Source organism: Paenibacillus lentus (assembly GCF_042714055.1).
Classification (GTDB): domain Bacteria; phylum Bacillota; class Bacilli; order Paenibacillales; family Paenibacillaceae; genus Fontibacillus; species Fontibacillus lentus_A.
Window position 1 is genome coordinate 80,848 of record NZ_JBHGVC010000005.1, and the last position, 15,888, is coordinate 96,735.

Sequence of the window (15,888 nt, forward strand, 5' to 3'; positions counted from 1 at the left end):
GGTGAATAGATTTGAATGCACAGGAAATTCAAGAGAAAATTGATTCCTTACATTACTGGGATGCATGGGTGTTGAAATTGTCTTGCGATCATTTTGCTGACGAAGTAACATTGGTGTATGAAGATTCAGATGGTGATGTGACTTATAAGTTTAATGGTTGTTATAGAACAGTGTTTGAACATAGTGTTGGATACCAGAAAGAAGTGGCGGTAAAGGATTTATCTCGTTCGCAAATGCCGTATTTTTTACATGATGTAGAAATAGGGGAGGTTGAATTAGAGGGGCACAATTTCTACTCCTGCACAATAACTATGCCCCCAATGAAATTAGAAATATGGTGTAAGGATATAGTAGTCAAGAGATAGTACAAAGTATAAACTGCGTTTATAAATATGAAAGCAAGATCGTACAATACAACCAACAAACCAAACACTAACTGATTCAAACACTTGATAAACTTTCAAAAGCTCTTTCCCACTTGAACCATGAGTAGGAATGGGCTTTTTTTTGCATGTCGAAAATCAAAGGAGGACGAAACGAATGGCAAAAGAAGTACAGGCAGTAGCAAAGGAGACCGGATTTATTGAACAGGCTCAAGCAGAGTATAAAGCGATTAGAGCACAAATCGCGGAGCATTAACAGGCGGATAAGCTGAAACATCAGGACGAACCGATACACAGGTAATGACAAAAGTAAATCAATTGCTTGACCAAGCAGAACGGCTGACCTCGTTAGCAGACCCAGCTAGACGTTTATGCAAGGCTGGAAGCGCAACATGAATGAACTTGAAACTGAAGCCTCTGTATTGAAAGAGAAAATTGGCTAACGGGGGGGATCATATGGAGAGCAGCAAAATGAGGAACGAGTAAGTGAACAAATGAATCCTTGCTACCCACTTAAAGCTGTGCTAATATTTGATTTAATTGGTCAACCAACCAAATGAAGAAATGCGGTGATTACATGGTACAACAGAAGAGGGATAAAGTCGTTGAAGCTGCATACAAAGTGATGGCAGAAAAGGGATACGAGAAAGCCTCCATTAAAGATATTGCTAACGAGGCGGGGATTACGCCTGGGCTGATTCATTATTATTTTCGAAATAAGGAAGAAATCTTGACTGATTTGCTATTAGCTTCCTCCCAGCAGTACACGCAGGATATGCAGCGGCTCCAATCCAGCGTACCTTCCCAATATCTCGCGAAAGCGGCTCTTAACGAACCTAAGGAGCGTGTTGAAGGGCAGCCTGATTGGTATAAGCTCAGATATGAATTATTTGCCTTGGGGCTTCGCAATCCTCAAATTTCGGATAGTGTAAATGCTTTGTTGGAGAACGCACGAACGGGAATTGAGAAAATCCTTCACAAGGTTGCTGGCAGCACCGGAGAAGAAGCGGCTTCGGTTGCGGCAATTATGCTGGCTTGCTTTGACGGATTGGCCCTGCAGAAGCTGCTAAACCCTGAGTTTGATTTAGATCGCGCATACTTGGAGCTCGAGAAAATGGTGAGAACTACATATACAATGACTGAATAGGGGCTGCTTTTCTTTTTTTAAACATTATTGGTTGGTTGACCAACTAAAAACTAGTTCGAAAAGGAGATGGTTACTATGTTCATTATCGTTTTGCAAGCCATTGAAAATCTTGCGCTGGCTATTATTGTTGGCGGAGCCATCGTAATGGCCGCGGCTGTTCGTCCGCTTTTGTCTGAAAAGCTGGCCTTAAGCTCTAACTCGGGAATGGTTGCGACGCTTGAGGAGATATCTATAAAGGCATGGAACAAATATAACCGGTTAGCGCTTGCCTCGACTGTATTATTTACTGTCGTAGAAATGATTCGGTTACTCGGTCAGCTTTCATCAGCTTATTGGCACTTGGGCTTAACCTTATTGATGCTGGCAGCTCTTATTGGCAAGCTTGTCGTCGACAAGCAATTGAAGCAGCGCCTGAGCACTTACGCCGCAGAAGCCGTTGACAGCAAGGAACAAAACGCCGGCCATCGTCAGGTTGAACGGCTAACTAAATTGATTCTTGTTATTGCTTTGCTATTAGTCATCTTACCTGAATAGCCGCTGAGGCTGCGGATTTTTGCTTTATGTCCAAGCTTCCGCTGGGTACTGCTTGCAGCGCTGCTGTTCATACTAGCGGGAATCGGGACGTATTCTCTCGTTCGCAATAAAGCGACGAAGCTGGAATACCAAACCTCCCGGATTGTCGTAAAAGCAATTATGTTGACTTTATTGCTAGTCCTTGCGCTTGTACCTGCACTTGTTTTTCCGCAGTATAAAATACCCAAAGTGACGGGCTAATATGGAATCGCAACTGCATCATACACATACGTCGACAGTAACCGCATCGAGGAATTTGAAGATAACGGCAAGAACAGGGCCGTGAATGTACAATTTTGGTACCCTGACAACGCCGAAGGAATATATCCGCTCGTAGTATTCTCGCATGGCGCCTTTGGGATTAAGGCAAGCAATGCCTCTACGTATAGGGAGCTGGCCAGCCACGGGTATGTCGTATGCTCTATCGATCATCCTTACCATTCTTTTTATACGGTTGCAGACGATGGAGCAGTTACCTTGATCAATTCAGAATATAAAACGGAAGTCCATTTTTTAGCGAGTTGGTTTATGATCAAAAGTCTGGTGATTTCGCTGCAAGCGGAGAATCCTACACGACGCTCATTCTTCAATTTTTTGATTATGCTTTGAAGGGCATTGGCCGATTCACTACGGAAGACACTGACCTGTAAGGGTTAGTGTCTTATTTTCTTTCTTAAGATGTACAGAGGGCCGCTCCCTCTTGACATTCTATAATGACATGTTAAGATATAACAGACAGATAGACAGACAGACAGTCGGTCGGTATGGTGAGGGGAGGCATATAAATGAGAATTGTAAAAAATGCAGAGGAGCGCAGAAACGAAATACTGGATGCGGCGGATGAGCTCTTCGGTAAGAAGGGCTTTGACGGCACAAGCACAAACGATATTCTCGCCAAGGTCGGCATAGCGCGGGGAACCTTGTATCATCACTTCAAGTCGAAGGAGGATATTATGGACGCGCTGATTGAACGGTATAGCGCCCGTCTTTTAGGCGCGGCCCAGAAAATTGCCGCAGACAAGAGCATCCCCGTAGTCGAGCGCATTATCCGCGTTGTCATGGCGCTGAACATCAGCGGCGGAGGCGACAGCAGCAAGGAAATTATGGAGCAAATCCATAAGCCGCAGAACGCGCTGATGCATCAGAAAATACATAGGGTCATTATCAACGGCGTTCCGCCGATATTGACGGAGATCATCCGCGAGGGGATAGAGCAGGGCATGTTCAATACACCGTTTCCGTATGAGTGCATGGAAATGGTCGTGATTTATGCGAATACCGTTATGGACGATGATATGGTTCAAATGACGGACGAAGAGCGTGGTTTACGCATGCAGGCATTTGTTTTCAACATCGAAAGGCTGCTTGGAGCGAAAAGCGGGAGCCTGATGTACATCATAGAAATGTTTGGAAACAGAGATGGAGGAAGCCATGAGTAGTTCAGGGAAATCATTTAAAAAATTTCTTCTTTTATGGTCCGGACAATTTATTTCAGCGATCGGAAGCGGGCTTACCTCATTCGGGCTTGGGATTTATGTGTTCCAGCAGACGGGAAAGGCATCGGCCATGGCGCTTGTGACCCTGCTTGCGTTTATGCCGTCGCTTCTCTTAAGTGCCCTTGCCGGAGTGCTTGCGGATCGTTATGACCGCAGGCTTTTAATGGTTCTGGGCGATGGCCTGTCTGCATTGGGACTTGTATTTATTCTGATTTGCATGCTTAGCGGAGAAGCGCAGCTATGGCAGATTTGCGTAGGCGTCACCATAAGCTCGGTGTTTTCATCGCTGCTTGCTCCTTCATACAAGGCTACGGTTACGGATTTGCTTACCGAAGAGGAGTACACAAGGGCAGGCGGTTTTGTTCAGGTTGCAGGCTCGGCGAAATATCTGATTTCTCCCATAATTGCGGGATTTTTGCTCACCGTGTCGGATATAAAGCTGCTGCTAGTCATCGACATCTGTACATTTTTTGTAACGGTTACTTCAACCCTTGTCGTACGTAAAGGTCTTGTGTCAAAAAAATACGAACAGGCAAAATCGTTTATTCAGGAATTCAAAGACGGCTGGGATGCCATTTCAGACAACAGGGGCGTGCTTGTTCTTGTCATCATGTCATCGGTCATGACTTTTTTCCTTGGCTTCATCGAAACACTTTCTACGCCGATGATCCTCGCTTTTTCGGATAGTTCCGTAGTAGGGACACTTGCAACCATTATGGCTACTGGAATGCTCGTATCAAGTGTGATATTAGGGTTTCTTCCCATCAAAAAGGATTATGTAAAAATTCTTTCCCTTGCATTGTTTTGCGAGGGCATATTTATGGCGGTATTCGGACTTCGCGAAAATATTGTACTTCTCTGTATTTCGGGATTTCTCTTTTTTGCGATGATGCCATTGGCAAACACAACCCTGGATTTTCTTGTTCGTACCAACATTGAGAATTCCGTTCAGGGCAGAGCTTGGTCGCTTATAGGGTTAATTTCACAGCTTGGCTTTGTGGCCGCTTATGCGCTTGCGGGTGTACTTGCGGATTATGTGTTTACTCCTTTGTTAGTTGACGGGGGAGCTCTTGCTGATAGTGTAGGAAATATTATTGGCACGGGCAGCGGCAGGGGAACAGGATTCCTCATTATTATCGCTGGGATTTTATTATGTGTTACCTCCCTAATTCTGTACAACTTGCAATCGGTCAAGAAGCTTGAAAACAGAGGTGACTTATGTATTACAGAATAATCCGCAATGATATTTCAAAAAGCAAACTGATCACGCTGACAGCCACGATATTTGTCGCTGCTGCAGCCATGCTTGTTTCACTTGCGGCGATACTCGTTGTCAATCTGTCGGGCGCGATAGATACGCTTATGACACGGGCGGAAACTCCGCATTTTATGCAGATGCATACGGGTGAAATGGATACTGCCCGGCTAACGGAATTTGCGGATCAGAATAGCAGTGTCGATGAATTTCAAGTGCTGGAGTTTCTCAATATGGACGGTGCGCGGATTGTATTAGGCGATCGTTCGCTTGCGGATCGTGTCCAGGATAACGGGTTCAGTGTCCAGAGCGATAAGTTCGACTATCTGCTTGATCTTAATGGGAACATCATAAGCGCATCCGACGGCGAGCTTTATGTCCCCATTAGCTATATGAGGGATCACACCACAAAGCTTGGCGACAAGGCAGTAATAAGCGGAAAGGAATTTACCGTTGCGGGATTTCTGCGAGATTCGCAGATGAACTCCATGCTCTCTTCTTCAAAGAGATTTCTGGTTAGTGCAAATGATTACGCAGAAATCAAAAGCCTTGGCAGTACGGAGTATCTGATTGAGTTCAGATTGAAGGATTTGTCGGCTTTAGGGGCTTTCGAAACGGCTTATGCCTCTGCAGGACTTGAAGCGAACGGACCAACGATTACATATCCGCTTTTCAAAATGATCAATGCCATTTCCGACGGAATGATGATCGGGGTAATCCTTTTAGTTAGCGTGCTTGTCGTGGCTATCGCCTTGATGTGCATACGCTTTACGCTCCTTGCGAAAATCGAGGACGATTATCGCGAAATAGGGGTTATGAAGATAGTAGGGCTGCGGGTTTCCGATATCAAGAGGATTTATCTTGCCAAGTATGCGGCAATTGCGGCGGCAGGCTGCATGCTCGGTTATGCACTTTCTTTAGTATTCAAAGATATGCTTCTTGAAAATATACGACTTTATATGGGGGAAAGCGACAATTCTTCGTTGGCCCTGCTCTTCGGAATAATCGGCATCCTGCTTGTTTTTCTTGCCATTACAGCTTATGTAAGCGGAGTGCTTAGACGCTTTCGGAAAATATCTGCTGCAGAAGCCATACGTTTTGGCACCTCACAGGAAAAAACGACAGGCGCTAAGCATATGCTTTTGAGCAGAAACAGGCTGTTTAACACGAATATTTTTCTAGGGGTCAAGGATGTTCTCGCCAGGAAAAAACTGTACGCCACTATGCTGACGGTGCTGATCATTTCGGCATTTATTATGATTGTTCCGCAGAACCTGCACAACACGATTTCCTCCAAAGGCTTTATCGAATACATGGGGATAGGAAACTACGATATGCGCGTTGATATTCAGCAGACTGATCATATAGCTCAAAAAGCCGCTGAAATTATAAAGACGATGAAAAGCGATAAGGCCATTTCTAAGTATGCCGTTCTTACAACCAAAACGTTCAAAGCAAAGGCGGGTACCGGCTCGGATATAAATATAAAAATTGAACTCGGCGATCATTCGATATTCCCAACAGCCTATTCCCAGGGCAGAGCACCTGCCGCAGCAGACGAAATTGCGCTATCGACTTTAAATGCGGAGGAGCTGAGCAAAAAGGTCGGCGATGTCATGACATTGGTGATCGAGGGGAAGGAGAGAAATCTTACGGTAAGCGGCATTTATTCTGACATTACCAACGGAGGCAAAACTGCAAAGGCTGTTTTCACCGACTCGTCGGCAGACGTGATGTGGTACGTGATCAGTGCGGAGCTTGCAGATCCATCCCTTATCGACAATAAGGTTTCGGAATATACAGGCAGGTTTGATTATGCCAAGGTTGCGGACATCGATGAATATATTGCACAGACATTTGGCTCGACAATAAGCTCTGTCGGAAAGGCCTCCTATGCCGCCATTGCGGTGGCACTGATGATCATAGTACTGGTGACACTGTTGTTTATGAAAATGCTTGTCGCAAAAGACAGATACTCCATTGCCGTCATGAAAGCCTTCGGTTTTACAAACTCGGATATTCAGGCGCAATATATTTCGCGTTCGGTATTCGTTCTCATTATCGGAATTGTTCTCGGCACGCTTCTGGCTAACACGCTCGGAGAGATGCTTGCAGGCGCGGTGATCTCCTCCTTTGGAGCTTCGACGTTTCACTTTACGGTTAATCCGCTTGCTGCATATCTGCTAAGTCCGCTGATGATGATCGGCTCGGTGCTTATCGCAACAATCATCGGCACATCGGGTGCGGGACAAATCAAAATTTCCGAACATATAAAGGAGTAGGCATATGAAGAAGATGATTATCGGTGATCATATCGTAAAATCTTTTGGCGAGGGAGATGAAAAACGCAATGTTCTGGGCGGCGTGTCCGTGGAAATCAGCGAGGGTGAGTTTGTTGCGGTTATGGGGCCGTCAGGCTCGGGAAAATCAACGCTGATGTTTGCCCTGAGCGGAACGGATGCCGTAAATGGCGGGAAAGTCGTCTTTGACGGAAGGGATTTATCGGAGCTCGAAGAGAATGAGCTTTCAGATATACGCAGAACCGAAATGGGCTTTGTTTTCCAGCAGTCGACGATGCTGAAAAATTTGAATATCCTCGACAACATCATTCTTCCGTCTATGCGGGGCAGCAGAAAAAACGCCGCAAAAATTACGGAAAAAGCAAGGGCGCTTATGAAAAGGGTAGGCATTGCGGAGCTTGAGAAGCGTGATATTACACAAGTTTCAGGGGGCCAGCTTCAGCGTGCGGGAATATGCCGCGCGCTGATGAACAGCCCGAGGATTATTTTCGGCGACGAGCCTACCGGTGCGCTCAATTCCCAATCTGCGCAGGAGATTATGGATATATTCTCTGAAATCAACGCCGAGGGTACTGCGGTTATGCTTGTAACTCACGACGCCAAGGTTGCGGCGCGGACGGAGCGTATTATGTTTATGCGCGACGGAATCCTCGTCAGCGATTTGCAACTCCCGAAGTTTAACGGGACGGATCTGGATGAAAGGGTCAAGCAAGTGGTTGTGAAAATGAGGGAAATAGGAATATAAAAGGAACATTATAAATTCTAAAGCCCGGCCACGTTAGGTCGGGTTTTTGCTCTTTTTGGCGATTCAAGATATTCAGGGGCGATATTCAGAATGGGACCAGGCATGAAGCCATAAGCTTAGGACAGGCTCTTGAAGGAGAAGAAGCTCCTGTGATCGATTCCTGAAAGAGCACTGGAATCAGATATAAAAATCGACGGAAATCTACAACCGAATGAGGTTGTGGATTTTACTTTTTTTCCTCAGTAAATGCCCTGTTTTTTATTCTGTAAAAATAGTGATTCGCCTAATACATATTTTTTTATGGGTCATATGATGGGGTAGAAAATGATTTAAGGAGGATTTAAATGGCAGCACAAGTAAAGGTAAGCCCACAATTCAGAAGGCTCTGTGCTCAATTTGGAAGAATCTTAGGAGGCGAATCTGAAATTGAAGAAGGGCCGGTTTGTTTTGTCACGCGGATGACGGATTTAAATGAGACCATCCTGGGAAGAAGAACACGATCCCCGTTGGTTCAAATGCAAATGTTCTCGTTCGAATCTTTAGATAAATCGGGTCGCGCGCTTTGTTTAGGGGAGACTGCCGTACATCAAAACCAGGTTAATCGATTATTATCGAATCTCCGTAAACGGGGGATAAAAGTGACCGCCCTTCATAATCACTGGTTAAAAGAAAACCCGCGCTTAATGTATATGCACTGGGAAGCCATTTCAAATCCTGTTGTGTTTGCCAGAAATACAAAAGAATCCATTGCATTTTTGGGTTAATGCAGTTTGGCTAGGAAGTCGTTTTTCTTATTATGAATTGAAAGGATGAACTCATTTGGCGGAACAAGTGAAGGCAAGTCCTCGCTTTAGAAGATTATGTGATCAATTTTCAAGCATTTTAGGTGGAACGGAGCATGAGATAACCCAAGGACCGGTTTGTTTTGTATCTAGAAATAGGAGGATAAACGCTTCAATTTTAGGCAGAAGAACCACATCTCCTTTGATCCGTTATCAACTATTTTCGTTTGAATCACTGGACAGTTCAGGCCGCGCACTTTGTTTAGGAGAAACGGCTCTCTTCCAAAATCAAGTCAATCGATTGCTGACGAATCTTCGCAATAACGGAATCAAAGTAACGGCGGTTCATAATCACTGGCTGTTCGAGAAGCCGCGTCTGATGTATATCCACTGGGAGTCGATTGATGATCCTATCGCATTCGCAAGGAAAGTAAAACGTTCGATTGCTTTCTTAGGTTAATATGATGTCCAAAATGTAATAGCGCGGAAGGGTTCAGCAGGCTGACTTCCGCCTTTGAAAGCCCGGCCTCGTTATGGCCGGGCCTTGTCTATTCGTGTGGAGCAAGCCAAAAATCAGATCTTATATATTGGCATGAATAAGAGCCAGATCGATTCCAAGAGGTTGGTTAAGGCTGATGACGAATATACGCTAAGTCGATGAAATCATATCATTATGAAGGCATCAATATGTGGTTTCATAACAATATTTTAATCTTCATGCATGTTTCGGAGACTTCCCAAGAGGGGCGGTTCCAGACGAGAGGATTAGGCATTGGCAGTGATGCAAGCGAGATTGTGCTGGCTTATGGGCACGAGCCTATACATAATCCGGTTTTTAATAACTATAGTTATATCATTCTGAAAGATGATCTTTATTATTTCAAATCGTTGGATGATCTCAAGGGGAAAGGTGATTCCGATTCGAAGTTTTACATGGTAGATTTCAATATCAACGAGGGGAATAAGATCAGAAGCTTTAATATTGCTAATGAGAAATATGTCGCTCCAAGCGAATAAGAGCTTACACTACTTACAAAGCTGACGCAGGCTATTGCCTGCGCTCAGCTTTTTTTAGGCTACGGAACTTTGTCTTCCTGATATCGCAAGAAAAACTACCCCAAGAAGCGGTCTGGCTCCATAGATAGTATGTCGATAGACGTTTTCCTTAAGATAGGCTGAATGAACGTGAAAACAGTCTGATTGAACTCCTCGGCCTTCTCGATAAAAGGGAGATGGCCGCAATCCTTGATGATCTCGCTTGTGGCTTGAGGCATGCGTCTACCAAGCTCATCGGCTGTCTTCAAATTGAAGGGGTGATCGCGATCCGAAGCTATAATCAAGGCAGGGATCTGGAGCTCATCAAGCCGTTTTATAGTGCTAATGCGGGTGGAGATGGCGAGATGAGGGGGAAACCTGCAAAAATTGTTAGGGTTTCGGACATTCTGCAGCACCTGCTCTCTGGCCGCCATGTTCTGAGCGGAAGGGAAAAAATAGCTCCAGTATGGATCCTGGATAAAAGCTTCTATGGCGGATCGGCTGCCGCGGAGCCGAAGCTGATAGAAATTTATGAAGCCCTTCCACAGCATGCTCAGCGGATAACGCTGCGTCGTTACAGAAGGAGCTGCCAGCACCAGGCCACGTACACGCTCAGGATAGGCGAGGGCAAAGTCTATGGCAATGCCCCCGCCCATGGATGAGCCGACAAGGATGACCTTGTCCAGGTTCAAATATCCGATCAGATGCTCAAGATCATTGACATGGGAGAAGGATGCGGTCGGGGTGTCTGATTGCCCATATCCTCTCAGGTCATAGCGAATAACTTGTACATTTTCGGCGAAGTGGTCGGCTTGCCGATCCCAGATATGATGGTCATTAAAATTGCCGTGAATGAAAATCAAAGGCTCCCCGGATCCATCTATCCTGTAAAACAGGCGGGAATCGGGCAATTCTAGATGCTGCTGAATCGACATACGTTCTCCTCCATTATAATTTCGAAGCATCGAGAAGGTCTGCTTCCTGCAGGTAGTCTTCTACGATCGCTCGTAATACCTCCGAAATGGAATAATCGGAGTTGAGGCAGCGCCGGTCAATTTCTGCCCAATAGGAAGGCGGTAATGTTAGAGAAATTTTGCGGGTCTGGCCTATCGGTTTGCGGCCGGCTCCAGGGCGTTTTCCTCCTCTTGCCGTACTTTTGCGTTCTTCTGGAAAGATATTTTGATTTACTGAAATATCCATTTGCATCACCTATACCAAGTTTTTCATATTTGCACATAAGAATCAATTATTGCTACCTTATTCAAACGCAGCCCGGGTGATATCCTTCGAAAGGGATGCTCTCCGAGAGGCCAGCGGCCCTGTTCGAACCCCTCGCAGGTTGCAGATTGCAGCTCCTAATTCCCAGCGCTATGACGGCGGTTGATCAACCACATGTCGCTCCTGCCCGCATCCCAAATGTGTGATCAATGTCATAGATTGTGACAAATGTCATCGAAAAGAAATATTTAAATTTTGAATAATGATGATATCCCACGAAATATGAGGGTAACACTTTGAAAGGGGCATGGAGCATTGACAGCTATTCGAGGAATTGTCGAACAGGATTATATTATTGAACATGTGCAGCGAAAGTTTCAATGCACGGTTTTATGGTGCGAAGGGCGTGCATGCCTGGAGTATGGCAGCAAGGAAGAACTGGATAAGCTAGCGGAATATGTGAGAAGCCGCTTTGACAAAGAACTGTTGGATGTGTTTTTTACTGCAGTTGAGAGCATTCCTTCCGATTCCTAAGATGACGAACGTAAGATGGTGCTTCAAGTATGATGAAATGGAGAGAATGCTGGAGAAATCAGGGTTATTAATCTATGAGCATCTAACGCCAGCTGGCATAAATGAGCGTTTCTTTAATCAACGGAATGATGATTTATCCGGATTTTAGACGATCCATTATTTTATCTTGTGAAAAAATAAATAAGGCCCTCCCACTTCCAGCATGGAATGGGAGGGCCTTAAAAGCTTGCTTCGTTGCCTTGAGCTATCCGCTGCGGTGAGTTATTGCAGCTTCCAGACGCGGTACAGGATAGCGGCTGTTTCCGCGCGGGTAAGCGGATCATGCGGCGCAAGTTTGTCGTTCTTGCCGGCTACGATCCCGTTCTTCACCAGCGCTGCAATGCCGTCCTTAGCATAATCGGCAATGCTCGCCGCATCTGCATAAGCGTCCAAAGCTCCGCTGTCTTCCGATAACTTGCCGGCGGCTGCAAGCGCACGTGCCGTCAGCGCCATCATATCCTGGCGGGAGATTGGGCTGTCGGGTCTGAACGTGTTATCCGTAAACCCGGCAGCGATGCCCATCTCCTTGGCGATGGCTAGTTCATGACTATAATAAGCCGTGGACAGGACATCGCTAAAGGCCGCCTCATTGTTACCGCTGCCTTTCAGTTCAAGGGTTCTAATCAGAAGCGCGATGAAATCCGCCCGATTGATCGAAGCCACAGGAGAGAAGCTCTCCTCAGCCGTTCCTTTGATGATTTCGCGAGCTGCCAATGCCTCAATAGCTTGTTTAGCCCAAGGGACATTTTGCAGATCTCCAAAGCTCTTGGATACGTAAGCCACGGCATAAGTACCAAAATGGGTAGTTTGAAAAACAACTGTTCCAGTTGCCGCATCATATCGCCCGTTTGGAATAGCTGTTACGCTGCCGTAGCCATCGATGTACAGCGCAACGATGTGATCCGGATGGCTTAGCTCTTCCGCGGTCGGCGTGTAAGGAATAGCTACCGTTACAGGCGCATCAGGGTTGTTCAAGGCAATGACATTGCCGCCAGCCGCGATGCTCAGATCGATTACCGGACGGCTGCCGATCTGCTCTAGGGTAGCCGTATTTAACCCGTCCGTAGAAGATTTACCTATGCGGACGGACACTTGCTCAGCGTCAACAGTCACATTGGACAGCAGGCTGCTTGGAATTTGAAGCGTCGCGTTTTCCGTTTTTATCTTTAGTTCGAAGGCTTCTTGACCCTTTAGGCTTGAAGTTGGCAGTTGTACATCATACGATTCGACATCTGCCAGCTCCGCTACCTCGATGACGATTTGTTTCTTGCCGTTAGCTGCTGGACTAGCTTGCTCAAGCGCTTTGTTCAGGCTGTCGTTGGAAATTGTGCTTGTCGCACGTCCGTTGTCGACCTTCACCTCCGGCTTGATCGTGACTACTCCGTCCTTGCTCTCCACGGTTCCAGTCTGCGGCGCAGATCGGTTGCCGCTGTTATTGCCGCTATAGCTGCTACCATTAGTACTGCCACCGTTACCAACGCTATTGTCACCGTCGCTGCCATTCGAGCCGCCGGTCTTGTCGATGAGGGTAAGCACACCGTAAACGGAAGTGTCTTGATAGCCATTGCCGGTCGTATCGTTCCATGTAGCGACGCTTTGACGGGCACCGTCTTTGGCGTCATTGATCTGGGCATCGAAGCCTATTTTCATATTGTTGGCCGGGGTAATCGACTTGAACGGGATTTTCATTTCCACCGTGTAGTTCGAGCCGGAAATCTGGGTTGCCGATTCGAAGCCTGCCGCAATGCTTTCCGGGTTAAAAGAAGTCTCGTTATCAAAGTTAACTCTGTACTGCCCGTCATCATCCTGATAGAACGAGGTTTTGGCATTGTTCTCGTCCAGGAAGACTTCGACGGAATCGTGTTCCCATTCGTTGGCGCTGGATTTGTCAAGCTGGGAGTCGCTCACTTGGATCAATACGTACAGATTCTCGTTATCCCATAGCGCTTTGGCTGCTCCGTTAGCTCCCTGCCAAGCCATCTGATACCGATTGATTGGCATTCCAGGGGTGTCGTTCCAGACGGCGTCGATAGTACCGTCAATTACCGGAGTTGCAAATTTAGCCGTTGAATGATTGGCGTCGTCCTGTTCAGGCTCGTGCTCTTCAATAAATTGATTCGGATCGATTACTGCATAGTAAGCTGGCTTGGCCTGCAGGTTCTTATCGAACAGCAACGGATTTTCCGAAGCTCGCCAGCTTGTGGCGTCATCCAATCCCCAGAAGGTCACGCGCGCGATATGATCGGCGTGCTCCTGATAGATCTTGAACAGCTGTGCGTACAAATAGCCTTGGGCATTGGCAAGCTTCTCGGAGAGTTCGTAGTTGCTTCCGGCTTGAATATCAAGCTCGGTAACGCTGACCTCTACGCCTAAGGAAATGAATTTTTCGAGAGACAGCTTAACATTGGCCGGGTTGGTGTTCACCGAATAGTGTCCCTGCATGCCGACGCCGTCAATCAGCAGTTTCCCAGGGTGCGAGCTTGCATAGCTCTCATTGATTTCTTTGACCATGTTATAGATGGCCTCGGCCTTATTCTGGTTATCATCGTTATAATCATTGTAGTACAGCTTGATATCCCAGCCCTTCTCGTCCAGCACCTCTCTGGCCGCGAGGAACGCCTGCTCGATATAGTCCGGGCCGATCGCTTGGTACCACGGGGACTTACGCAGCGACGCTTGCCAATCGCCGGGATTTGGCGGGTTATCAGTCATCGCTTCGTTAACGACGTCCCAGGAAATGACTCTGTCGCCGAAGTGCTCTACAACCGTTCTGATATGAGCTCTCAAATTGGTGAGAGCTTCTGCACGGCTCAAAGGTACAGTGTCGCCTTCTTGATCCGTTGTTGTATTCATCCATTCCGGAGACTGCTGGTGCCATACCAGCACATGCCCATGCATCTGCATTCCTTCAGCGAGAATTTTATCGACCATGGCATCCGCTGCGTCAAAAGTAAAATCGCCCTTCGTGCGCTGCAGCGCGTCCGGCTTCATGGCGTTGCCTGCTGTGGCGACGTTGTGATGCATCTTCAGGAGCTCAAGCCGAACGCCTTCCAGATCCTCCGCCGATATTGCGTTTCCAATGAGGAAATCGTTTTGGTACGCCTCCTTGATCGGAACTAAGTCCCTCTGGATATCGATGGGGCCGGAGCTTGTTTTCTTAAAGCTGATATCATCGATATAAAAGGATGCCGCCGCGTTGTTGGAGCTTTCCACATAGATTGTTAAATATTCGTTGCCGACGCTGTTATAACGATAGGTTCCCTCAAACTGAACCCAACCGTCACTGGAACTAATTGTCTTTGGTGCAAGAGTAACATAATTCGCGCTGCTTCCATTGCCAATCTGCGTGGATAACTGGAGCTGCGAGCTTGTGGGCTCGATCAGCTTAACCCAGGCTGAGATTTTATATTCGCTCCCCTTATCGACATATTGCTCGACACGAAGCGATGGGCCATGCCATGTAGATGTTCTGCCTTCTACCTTTAAAGCACGGGAGCCGCCTTCGGTATGATTCTCTTCAGAGGTGACGGTTAGAATTTCCGTGCCTGCCCGCCCCTCAAATCCGCCGGTCGTTCCGTCCTCGAAGGTAATGGTCGTGAAATCCTTCGCTGGCGGTCTAGGCGGTTCAGGGTTGCCGCCGCCGGAATTCGCCTTCTCTGTGATCAGAACATCTCCGATATAGAATGGAACAGTGGCCCCTTTATCGTTGGATTGAATGCGCAGAGCCGTATCTTTGCTCGTATCTACGGTAAAATCTTGGGTAAGGATTAAGGAGCTTCCGGGTTCAAAATCAGCACTGCTCCAATTCCCATAGCTATTTACGGTTAAAAGAGCGGCTTGTGCACCTTCCGGTATAATTTCATCTGGATCAACATATACAGATGCGGTTACCGTGTAGTTTTTGCCGTTTACTAGGCCGATGTCGGCAAATTTGAAATCTGCTGCGTCATAGTCATTTGATCTATTGCTTACATATATAGCCGCTCCGTCGTCATTGCCGTCAAATACTTTACCGGTGACAGGCGTCAGGCTAGCGCCGCCCGATTGAGATGCAGCGCCTTGGCCGTTCTCAAAGGACTCGTGATACACCGTTACCGGGTCATCCGCTGCCGGCGCAGCTTTCGCTTCCGGAGGCAGCCATCCTAAAGGAATAAGCAGAATAGCTGCAAGCAAAATCGCGATACTTTGTTTGATCCTTCTACCCATTCGTTGCACTCCCCCTACAGTAGATTGGTTAATTCGGTTAAGCGTTTTCATTTCTTTGAATGAATCCTCCTTTCCCACCCCAAATCATAGCACCCATCAAAAAAACGCTTCTAGCTAGAAATTAAAGAATATTCCGTAGTTTTTATATATAAATTCAACAAGAGCATGCTGTTCA

The 15,888-nt window shown here is 46.7% G+C and carries 15 protein-coding genes; 12 read left to right on the forward strand and 3 right to left on the reverse strand.

The window, feature by feature from the left end:
- Positions 1–11: 11 nt before the first annotated feature.
- The 11 genes from ACE3MQ_RS13055 to ACE3MQ_RS13105 all read left to right on the forward strand — a co-directional run bounded on the left by ACE3MQ_RS13055 (position 12) and on the right by ACE3MQ_RS13105 (position 9,698).
- A complete protein-coding gene (locus ACE3MQ_RS13055) occupies positions 12–365 on the forward strand; it encodes a hypothetical protein (RefSeq protein ID WP_379393229.1) in 354 nt (117 codons plus the stop codon).
- Between the two features lie 595 nt (positions 366–960).
- A complete protein-coding gene (locus tag ACE3MQ_RS13060) occupies positions 961–1,530 on the forward strand; it encodes a TetR/AcrR family transcriptional regulator (RefSeq protein ID WP_379393231.1) in 570 nt (189 codons plus the stop codon).
- Between the two features lie 75 nt (positions 1,531–1,605).
- A complete protein-coding gene (locus ACE3MQ_RS13065) occupies positions 1,606–2,064 on the forward strand; it encodes a hypothetical protein (RefSeq protein WP_379393233.1) in 459 nt (152 codons plus the stop codon).
- Positions 2,065–2,385: 321 nt separating this feature from the next.
- Positions 2,386–2,712 (forward strand): alpha/beta hydrolase, encoded by a 327-nt coding sequence (locus tag ACE3MQ_RS13070; RefSeq protein WP_379393235.1) that lies wholly within the window; start codon positions 2,386–2,388, stop codon positions 2,710–2,712.
- Positions 2,713–2,888: 176 nt separating this feature from the next.
- The gene (locus ACE3MQ_RS13075; protein WP_379393237.1) at positions 2,889–3,542 is read left to right on the forward strand and encodes a TetR/AcrR family transcriptional regulator; all 654 of its coding nucleotides are present in this window, start codon (positions 2,889–2,891) and stop codon (positions 3,540–3,542) included.
- A complete protein-coding gene (locus ACE3MQ_RS13080) occupies positions 3,535–4,833 on the forward strand; it encodes an MFS transporter (RefSeq protein ID WP_379393239.1) in 1,299 nt (432 codons plus the stop codon). Before ACE3MQ_RS13075 ends, ACE3MQ_RS13080 begins: the two co-directional genes overlap by 8 nt.
- The gene (locus tag ACE3MQ_RS13085; protein ID WP_379393241.1) at positions 4,818–7,136 is read left to right on the forward strand and encodes an ABC transporter permease; all 2,319 of its coding nucleotides are present in this window, start codon (positions 4,818–4,820) and stop codon (positions 7,134–7,136) included. The genes ACE3MQ_RS13080 and ACE3MQ_RS13085 overlap by 16 nt, the downstream gene beginning before the upstream one ends.
- A 4-nt stretch (positions 7,137–7,140) precedes the next feature.
- Positions 7,141–7,899: an ABC transporter ATP-binding protein gene (locus ACE3MQ_RS13090; RefSeq protein WP_379393243.1), complete on the forward strand. Its 759-nt coding sequence runs from the start codon at positions 7,141–7,143 to the stop codon at positions 7,897–7,899.
- Positions 7,900–8,243: 344 nt separating this feature from the next.
- Positions 8,244–8,663 carry a DUF1259 domain-containing protein gene (locus tag ACE3MQ_RS13095; RefSeq protein WP_379393245.1) on the forward strand — a complete coding sequence of 140 codons (420 nt, stop codon included), beginning with the start codon at positions 8,244–8,246 and terminating at the stop codon, positions 8,661–8,663.
- Positions 8,664–8,718: 55 nt separating this feature from the next.
- Positions 8,719–9,141: a DUF1259 domain-containing protein gene (locus tag ACE3MQ_RS13100; RefSeq protein ID WP_379393247.1), complete on the forward strand. Its 423-nt coding sequence runs from the start codon at positions 8,719–8,721 to the stop codon at positions 9,139–9,141.
- Positions 9,142–9,368: 227 nt separating this feature from the next.
- Positions 9,369–9,698, forward strand: coding sequence for a hypothetical protein (locus ACE3MQ_RS13105; protein WP_379393249.1), 330 nt, complete (start codon positions 9,369–9,371; stop codon positions 9,696–9,698).
- Positions 9,699–9,793: 95 nt separating this feature from the next.
- On the opposite strand, the gene ACE3MQ_RS13110 is transcribed toward ACE3MQ_RS13105, so the two are convergent.
- Together ACE3MQ_RS13110 and ACE3MQ_RS13115 are read right to left on the reverse strand one after the other, a co-directional pair.
- Complete coding sequence (locus tag ACE3MQ_RS13110) at positions 9,794–10,651, reverse strand: alpha/beta fold hydrolase (protein ID WP_379393251.1); 858 nt, start codon at positions 10,649–10,651, stop codon at positions 9,794–9,796.
- A 13-nt stretch (positions 10,652–10,664) separates the two neighbouring features.
- Complete coding sequence (locus tag ACE3MQ_RS13115) at positions 10,665–10,916, reverse strand: ribbon-helix-helix domain-containing protein (RefSeq protein WP_379393253.1); 252 nt, start codon at positions 10,914–10,916, stop codon at positions 10,665–10,667.
- Positions 10,917–11,249: 333 nt separating this feature from the next.
- Here ACE3MQ_RS13115 and ACE3MQ_RS13120 point away from each other — a divergent pair, with 333 nt between their 5' ends.
- Positions 11,250–11,468, forward strand: coding sequence for a hypothetical protein (locus tag ACE3MQ_RS13120; protein ID WP_379393255.1), 219 nt, complete (start codon positions 11,250–11,252; stop codon positions 11,466–11,468).
- A 261-nt stretch (positions 11,469–11,729) separates the two neighbouring features.
- On the opposite strand, the gene ACE3MQ_RS13125 is transcribed toward ACE3MQ_RS13120, so the two are convergent.
- On the reverse strand, positions 11,730–15,713 hold the full coding sequence (locus tag ACE3MQ_RS13125; RefSeq protein ID WP_379393257.1) for an endo-1,4-beta-xylanase: 3,984 nt from the start codon (positions 15,711–15,713) through the stop codon (positions 11,730–11,732).
- Between the last annotated feature and the right edge of the window lie 175 nt (positions 15,714–15,888).